Origin of the sequence: Bacteroides sp. 519, from assembly GCF_010500955.1 — a bacterium.
In the GTDB taxonomy this organism is placed as follows: domain Bacteria; phylum Bacteroidota; class Bacteroidia; order Bacteroidales; family Bacteroidaceae; genus Bacteroides.
On record NZ_QVMJ01000037.1, the window covers coordinates 65,118 to 73,306 of the forward strand.

At 43.9% G+C, this 8,189-nt stretch carries 4 protein-coding genes; all 4 read right to left on the reverse strand.

Translation table 11 applies throughout. The annotated features are described in order from the left end of the window. Positions 1–396: 396 nt before the first annotated feature. Positions 397–2,595 carry a glycoside hydrolase family 3 N-terminal domain-containing protein gene (locus D0T85_RS20280; protein WP_163215337.1) on the reverse strand — a complete coding sequence of 733 codons (2,199 nt, stop codon included), beginning with the start codon at positions 2,593–2,595 and terminating at the stop codon, positions 397–399. A 107-nt stretch (positions 2,596–2,702) separates the two neighbouring features. Further along, positions 2,703–3,467: a hypothetical protein gene (locus tag D0T85_RS20285; RefSeq protein ID WP_163215338.1), complete on the reverse strand. Its 765-nt coding sequence runs from the start codon at positions 3,465–3,467 to the stop codon at positions 2,703–2,705. A gap of 302 nt (positions 3,468–3,769) precedes the next feature. Further along, positions 3,770–6,493: a sugar-binding domain-containing protein gene (locus tag D0T85_RS20290; protein ID WP_163215339.1), complete on the reverse strand. Its 2,724-nt coding sequence runs from the start codon at positions 6,491–6,493 to the stop codon at positions 3,770–3,772. A gap of 283 nt (positions 6,494–6,776) precedes the next feature. Further along, entirely contained in the window at positions 6,777–8,045 is a 1,269-nt protein-coding gene (locus D0T85_RS20295; protein WP_163215340.1) for an acetylxylan esterase, read from the reverse strand. Between the last annotated feature and the right edge of the window lie 144 nt (positions 8,046–8,189).

An 8,189-nucleotide genomic window follows, 5' to 3' on the forward strand; every position in this document is an offset into this window, starting at 1 on the left:
AGACTGTGTATGTATTGACTTGCCCCCAGTCGGGCTTCGCCCTTCACTGGGGGTTATTCAAATTGAATCCCAAGGGATTCACCATGCGGATAGCATACAGCCTCGCATTTTCATGTAACATCTGTATTGTTCATACTTTCATCCTGGTAGCATGAAGCCTTTCTCCCGGTAGGATAAACGGTTTCTCCCGGTAGGATGAACGCTTCATCCCGGTAGGAGAAAACCTTTATCCTACCGGGATAAAAGTACAGTTCAATAATAAGTAAAATATCTTTCTATATAGGCCGAGGGATTAATGCTATATAGATCAAGGGGTCGGTGCTATATAGATCGAAGGCACTCATCTATATAGATCGGAACCCCAATGCTATATAGCTTGCGTAGAAGCTACCAATGTTACTCCACTTCCACCATCACCTTTTTATCCTTCACCAGCACATAATACTCTCCCGATTCCAGAAAGCGTTTCCCTTCGCCATCAATGAATCCGAAATCCTGTATTAAGTCTACTTCGAAAGAAAAAGTCTTTGTTTCTCCTTTCTTAATCATTTGTTTCTCAAAGTGTTTGAGTTCTTTAACCGGGCGCGATATAGTGCTCACCGGATCTCTGACAAACCAGTGTACAACTTCGGCACCATCCATATTACCTGTGTTCTTTACTGTTACTTCTGCAATCAGTTTGTCTCCGCGTTTTACTTTATGGGCCGAAAGTTTTATATCACTGTATTCAAAAGTGGTGTAACTTAGACCATATCCAAACTCATAGAGTGGAGTACTGGGAATATCCTGGTATTTGCCTTGATGTGTACGGGCACTCTGACGGTGGTTATAGTAAATAGGTATTTGCCCTGTGGCATAAGGGAACGTGATGCTTAGTTTGCCCGAAGGATTTATCCGGCCCGAAAGAATTCCGGCAATAGGATTTCCACCTGCAATACCCGGCTGCCAGATTTGCAGCATGGCGTTGCTTAGTTTCTCCAAACGGGTTAGTTCCAAAGGCCGACCGCTGGATAGAAGCAAGATAACCGGCTTACCAGCCTTCTTTAATTCAGTAACCAGGTCTTCTTGAATCTGAGGTAACGAAAGTGTTGAACGCGAAGCATTCTCTCCACTCCATTGTGCCTTTTCGCCCAAACAAACAATTACAGCATCGGCACTCTTTGCAGCTGTCAATGCTTCATCGAAGCCGGATTTATCTTCGCCATCGAAATCGCAACCTTGTGCATACAATAACTGTATTTTGTTTTTGAACTCATTCTCCAATCCGGCAAAAACAGTTACTGCATCTTCTGCTTTACCCTGTGCTCTCCACGAACCAAGCAAATGCCAATTGCTCTTAGCCATAGGACCAACTACTGCTACTTTCGAGACACCCGTCAAGGGTAAGGCATTGTTGTTGTTCTTTAGCATAACAACCGATTCTTCGGCCAGTTGTTCGGCTATTTTCAAACTCTGGGGCAGCAAGAATCTTTCCTTTTCTTTGCTGGCAGGAGTGTATGGAGTTTCAAAAAGGCCTAAACGAAATTTTACCCGAAGAACACGTTTTACTGCATCGTTCAGCAACTCTTCCGATACTTTTCCTTCTTTCACCAGTTCGGCCAGGTGGTTATCGTAACATTGGTTCATCATATCCATTTCAACTCCGGCATTGAATGCTTTCATGGCTGCTTCCTTTTTATCTTTTGCTACGCCCTGCGAGCGGAGTTGCTGAATGGCTCCCCAATCGGAAACCACAAAACCATCGTGCTGCCAACGCTCTTTCAGAATTTCGGTCAGGATGTAATGATTGGCTGTTCCGGGGGTTCCGTTGATATCATTGAACGAGCTCATCAAAGTGACTGCTCCTGCTTTTACACCGGCTTCGTAAGGTGGCATATAGGTATCCCAAAGGGTTTGACGGGATATTTCGGTGTACACATAATCGCGTCCGGCCTCGGATGCACCATAACCGATGTAATGTTTCAAACAGGCAGCAACTTTTTTACCATCGGATAAATCATCTCCTTGATAACCTTGTACAGAGGCCACTCCAAATACGGCATTGGTGTAAGGGTCTTCACCATAACCTTCGGATACACGACCCCAACGTCCGTCGCGGGCAACATCAATCATAGGCGAGAAAGTCCAGTCTACACCCGACATGCGTGCCTCCTGCGCAGCAACGGCACAAGCTTGTTTCACCAGTTCGGGATTCCATGAGCAGGCTTGTGCCAACGATATGGGATATACGGTGCGGTATCCGTGTATAACATCATAACCAAACAGCACAGGAATACCCAAGCGAGACTTCTCCATTGCCTTTTTCTGCACCTGATTGCGCAAATCGGGGTTACTACTGAAGTAGATAAGCGAACCGATCTCGGCGGGAATGTCATTCACCGGGTCGGCCATGTTGTTGGCATTATCGTTACGCCCCAGCGTAAACTGATTGAGCTGCATTACCTTCTCTTCCAGGGTCATTCTGGATAAAAGGTCGTCTACACGTTTCTCAATGGGTTGCTTTGCATCTTTGTACAAAGGTGTTTCTTTCTTCTGGGCAAATGTTGCAGTACAGAGAAAGATTGATAAACAGATTAATGTTATTTTCTTTTTCATATCATTTCGTTTTTATTATTTGAAACGCGGATTACGCAGATTAACGCAGATTATTTATTTAGCTAAATCTGCGTTAATCTGCGTTAATCTGCGTTTCAAAACAAAGTTTACTTAAACACTGGTTCACTTGATAACTGCATTGAATCCTGATCATTATTCTTCAACTCAAACACAATAACCTCGTTCTTTCCTTTTGCCAGTATAGAGGCAGGAACCTGAATAGACTGTTGCTTCTCTTCTTCCCAATACGAACCGATGTAGTTTCCGTTTATCCATACTTCGCCCATACCCCATCCGGAGATATCGAGATAAGTATCTTCAGGAACATCTACCTCGAACGATCCTTTATGGAAAACAGGGAGATTCTCTTTCTGATCACTGAATACCAAATCATCGAAGGAACAGTTTCGTATATTGAGTTCGGTAATCCTCCAGTTACCAATATCTTCGCCATCCAGAGAGATATTACCAAATATTCCTTTTGAGTTATCCAGAATTTCGGGTCCGTAGGTTATTCTGCCGATATTTTCAACGTACAGCCTCAGTGTGTATGTACCCGGAGATGCCGGTAGATTTATTCTTTTCCGGTTATCGGTTAGTGTTCCCTGCAACATATCATTGAGGTACACAACAGCATAGTCTCTTACATTTTCTACTTCCAGCAATACTTCTGTTTCTTCAATTGTTATTTCTGTTTGGTAAAGTACATAGCCGAACTCCACATCCAAATCGTTCATCGGCAACAGGGTTTCGGACTCGATTTCTGTACCGTACACTTGTTGCAGTGATGCTGTGGCTTCCATTCTTATTTGTTGGCCATGCATCAAGATGGTTATTGTGCTGAGGAATAATAGTAAAGTAGTTTTTTTCATTGTATAATCTTATTTTGAAGCTAGGTTAAAACTCTCCGGAGAGTTCTGGTTACGGAGGCCAACGGCCTCTATGCAATAGCGTAGGGCAAAGCCCTACGTATTTAATACAGCACAACACTGACCCCAACGGGGGTCAACACATGCATGTATTTAAGGTTGACCCCGTTGGGGTCACAATACAATATTATTTACCAACGTAGGGCTTTGCCCTACGCTACTGCATAGAGGCCGTTGGCCTCCATAACAGTTCTGGGTATTCTTTGCGTAACTCAGCGTAACTTAGCGTAACTTAGCGTTTAATATCACTTCATCAAAAACGATTCAATAAACCTCTCCTCCACATTCACGGTTGGATTAAACTTATCCCCTTTTACATACTTGTCAATGCTTTCCAGCAGTTGTTGTGTAGCCGGACGATTATCCATATTCTTCTTTGTATCTACTGCCAATACAAGCAATTTGCCGCCATTTACTTTTGCTTCGAAACCGATGCCCAACTTCTGGTTATTGTCATAAGCATCGATAACCTGAATGAAGGGTCGTAAAGCCTGCGGAGTATCCTGCATTTCTATCACTTTTGCATTTTCTAATACATCCCACCATTGCCAATCGGTATGATATGATGTTACAAAATCATTGAATACCGGTTCTTCGTTATGTATCAAACAACCGATGGTCATAGGGTGCCATGCAAACATAATCGGGTTCCAGAAATGGTTGTGGAATGTAGACTTTCTTCCTTTTACTTTATTGGGGAATGGCAACAGTACTACCTTCTTGCCTTGTGCCAATTGTTGTCTGGCTTTATCGTCGTACACGGTGGTATAAAGAACGTCATTGGTTGATTCCATCAGTTGCTCATGGCGTGGATACACCCATATATTCCAACTGTTCTTTATGTTCTCATTTACAGATAGATGTACAGTTAGTTTTTGAGGAGATGTTATTCCATTCAAGTCGAACGAGAACTCTCCAACAGGGAATACATCATCATTGCCGATGGATTGGCTTTTGAGGTTACCTTTCCTGAGGGTCTTACCCGATTCATCAGTCAGCCACCATTTTATTTTCGCATTCTTAATGCCCGACTGGTTGAAATTATAAACTTCGGCTTTGCCGGTAAAGGTTTCGTTGGCAAAATAGGAACTCTTTTCGTAACGAAGCAAGGCTACAGTTGGTCCACAGAACTCGCGGAATTTTTCCGGAGTTATCAGCCCTTTCGAATCCCAGAACGGATCGAGTATTCCTACCGGGGCATAACCCTGTCCGGGAAAATCATTGATAGATAATAGTTGGAACCCTGCCGATTTGGATGAGCGGAGCAAAGCCTCAATCACAGCTTTGTACTCAACCACTGTTAGTGCACCCGATGCTTTGAAAAAATCACCGGCCTGATCAAGCATACCATTCTCTTTCAACATATCGCGGAACACTTCGAAGTTACGAGCCTCAACAGGACTGTTTGCATATTTCTTTATCTCCTCGAAGTTAGGATAGATGCAACGTTGGCCAGACTCGTGAGAGATTACCGGAACATCTACATCCGATTCTTTGTTCCTGTCCCAGTTGGTGTTAGGTAAGCCTTCGTACACCTTCACCGGGCCTTTGTTGGTTTGTTGAGATACGTAATACTGGTCAGACTTTACACGGGTACGGGCTGTAGATCCGCTAAACAGATGGCGGCTGTCGATTTCGCGGCCAGTAGCTGTTAGTTCTTCTATAAAGTCGAAGTTACCTGTAATTTCGTTACCATTGCAATATAACACAAACGAGGGGTGGTTTCCATATTCTTTCAAAATAGCACGCATCTCACGACGGAAGAAGTTATAGCGGGCTTCGTCAAGTTCGGCATCCTTTCCCCACATGGGCATTTCTACTTCGAAATAGATGCCGTGTTTATCGGCCATACGGAAAGCTGCACGAGGAGGGCACCAGGAATGAAAACGGAGGTGGTTCAATCCGTAATCTTTCATCAGCAACATGATGCGCTCCCATTCGGCATCATCAACCGGGGCATATCCTGTTTTGGGGAATACGGCATTCTCTACATTACCACGCAAGTGAACAGGACGGTTGTTAAGTAACACATGGTTCTTTCCCTGTTTTACCTCACGCATACCAAAGTCTACAGATTTCTTGTGCTGGTAGTTTCCTTTATCGGTGTTTGTATTCAACTGGCAGGTTAATGTGTACACATTGGGGTTGAACTCGTCCCAAAGTTTTATTTTATTGCCCAGTTGCACTACATCTTCAATAGAGATAATAGAGTCGTTCCCGCTCATAGCAATGCTTTTGTTCAGCGTATAGTCTTTACCCAAAACAGTAAGTACGGCATCTCCGGCAACCTGTTTTCCGGTATAGTTCTTTATCTGCAATTCTATCTTTACAGACTTATCTGCAATGTTGGGATACACTTGTATATCATCCACATAAACCGGATCGATAGCAACGAGCTTCATTTCGCCTAAAATACCGTTCCAGTTAATCTGGGTGAACTCGGTATGCGCATGATTCCATTTGTGGGTTTTGTATTGGAACCGATTGTCGATACAAACCGTGATGCGATGTGTTTTGCCCGGCGTAACAAACTCCGTCAGATCGTGATTATGGGGCACGCTGATGTAATCGATATGACTAACCTCCTTGGTGTCTACATAAATGGAACTTAGCCAGTGCGTGCGTTCAAAGTAAACAAAGATGCGTTTGCCTTTCCACTCTTTTGGTATCTCGATATCGCGCTGATACCATGCCGGACCCATATATTCGTACTTGCGCGTGAGGCGGTCGATGTATTTATAGGGTACTTTATAACCAATCTGATGGTCGTCGGTTATACCAGGCAGAGTAATTGTTTCCTGCAAAAGGTGGTTATACCGTGGTGATAGTGATCCACGACGGAAATCCATCACATCGGTCTGGAAACGCCAAACACCAGACAAGTCTACCTCCTGAGTCTGGGCTTTTGTAGTAGTAAACGCCGTTATCATCAAGGGGATGATAAGGAGCTTTTGAATAACATTTCTCATGATTTATAATTTAATTTTTAAGTATATATTCTAACCTACATTATTCATATTTAAGAATGGAAGGAGTTAAAGGGAGTTATCAGGAGCTTTGCTCCTTAGGAGTTATAGCTAAGATACTTCAGAGCATCTAAAGCTTTAACTCCTTTAACTCCTAGCGAAGCGATAACTCCTTCCATTCTTGAATATGAATAATTTAGAACACAGAGACACAGAGGCACAGAGTTATTAAAGGTCAGACTTTATAAATTGAAAAAACTCTGTGCCTCTGTGTCTCTGTGTTCTATTAATATTTATCTTTTAAATGAATATCTGCAAATTTTATAAACTGTTCCCAATCGTAAGAATTTATATCGTGATCGCCCGAACGCACATGATAGCCAATGTTTCCCCGCATTTCGGGTTGATCTACAGCCGGCATCTCTTCTACGGGTAGACCTGCAACTTCCAACAGTTCGTACACAGCAGTGGCGTGCACGCCTGATAAGAACTCTCCTTTCGGATCGGCCCAACGGTCGTCTATGGCACTGGCAATATATACTGGGCGTGGTGCTATCAATGCCACCAACTGATGCTGATCTACAGGTAATGCATCTTCATTGTTGCTGTACTGCTTAAAGTTTTCGCAGAACCAATGAGGAAACAAACTGTTGATTTTGCCCACTGTTTCTCCATATCTTCGTCTGGACAGGGCAGCTCCACCACATCCCGAATCGTTGGAGACGGCCATTGCGAAACGGGTATCAACGGCTGCAGTCCACAATGCAGTTTTGCCATGGCGGGAATGACCGAAAACGGCTACTTTGCCGGCATCAATATCTTCGTCTGTTTCAAAGTAGTCCATAGCACGACTCAATCCCCATGCCCAGGCAGCAAGTGTTCCCCATTCGTCGGGCCGGGGTTTGGTTTGCCCCTCGTTGTAAAACAATGGGTGGATTCCGTTCTGGAAACCGTCGTCGTAATCGGGGTCTATATCGCCACGATACACGGTGGCCAGGCCGTAGCCCTTGGCAATCAGCATTTCTACCGGCCAGCGTGAAGAAGCTGCTCCGCGCTTAAAGGCGTGTGGACGGATTTCGTCTCCTCCATCACGGGGTTTCATCCGGGTTATAGATTCGGTTATCTCAGCATCGTCGCAAATGGTGTGGTTTCCTTTGAAATTCAATCCGAAGAATAGTGGCACAGCACCTGTTCGTTTGTTGGGCAGATAAATCAGTATCGTCATTTTGTGCGTTTTATCTTCCGATAAATAAACTGCCACTTCTTTACGGGTTGCCATATTGTTAATGGCATAACGGTTTTCCGACAGCACTTCGAATTGAATATCTTTCGGGCTTGCCGGGGCTTTCCCATAGACATGGGTTTCGAACAGATCAAGTATTTCGGGTCTGCGCTTTTCTATCCATTCTTGTTTGGAAGTGACTTTCGTTCCATCTTCCATTATTAAAGGGTTGGGCAGGGTGTACGATGGAACTTTGGTTTCATCATAGTTTATTTCCTGTGCCAGTAATGCAATAGGGAATAATAATAGAAGATATAATAAGGTTTTTTTCATGTTGTTATTGTTTACATTGTTATACATGGAGGCCAACGGCCTCTGTACAATCGAGTAGACTGCCCTGCCGGTGTCGCCCGGCAGGGAGAGCCTCTCACACCACTGTACGTACGGGTCACGTATACAGCGGTTCGTTAAGATATG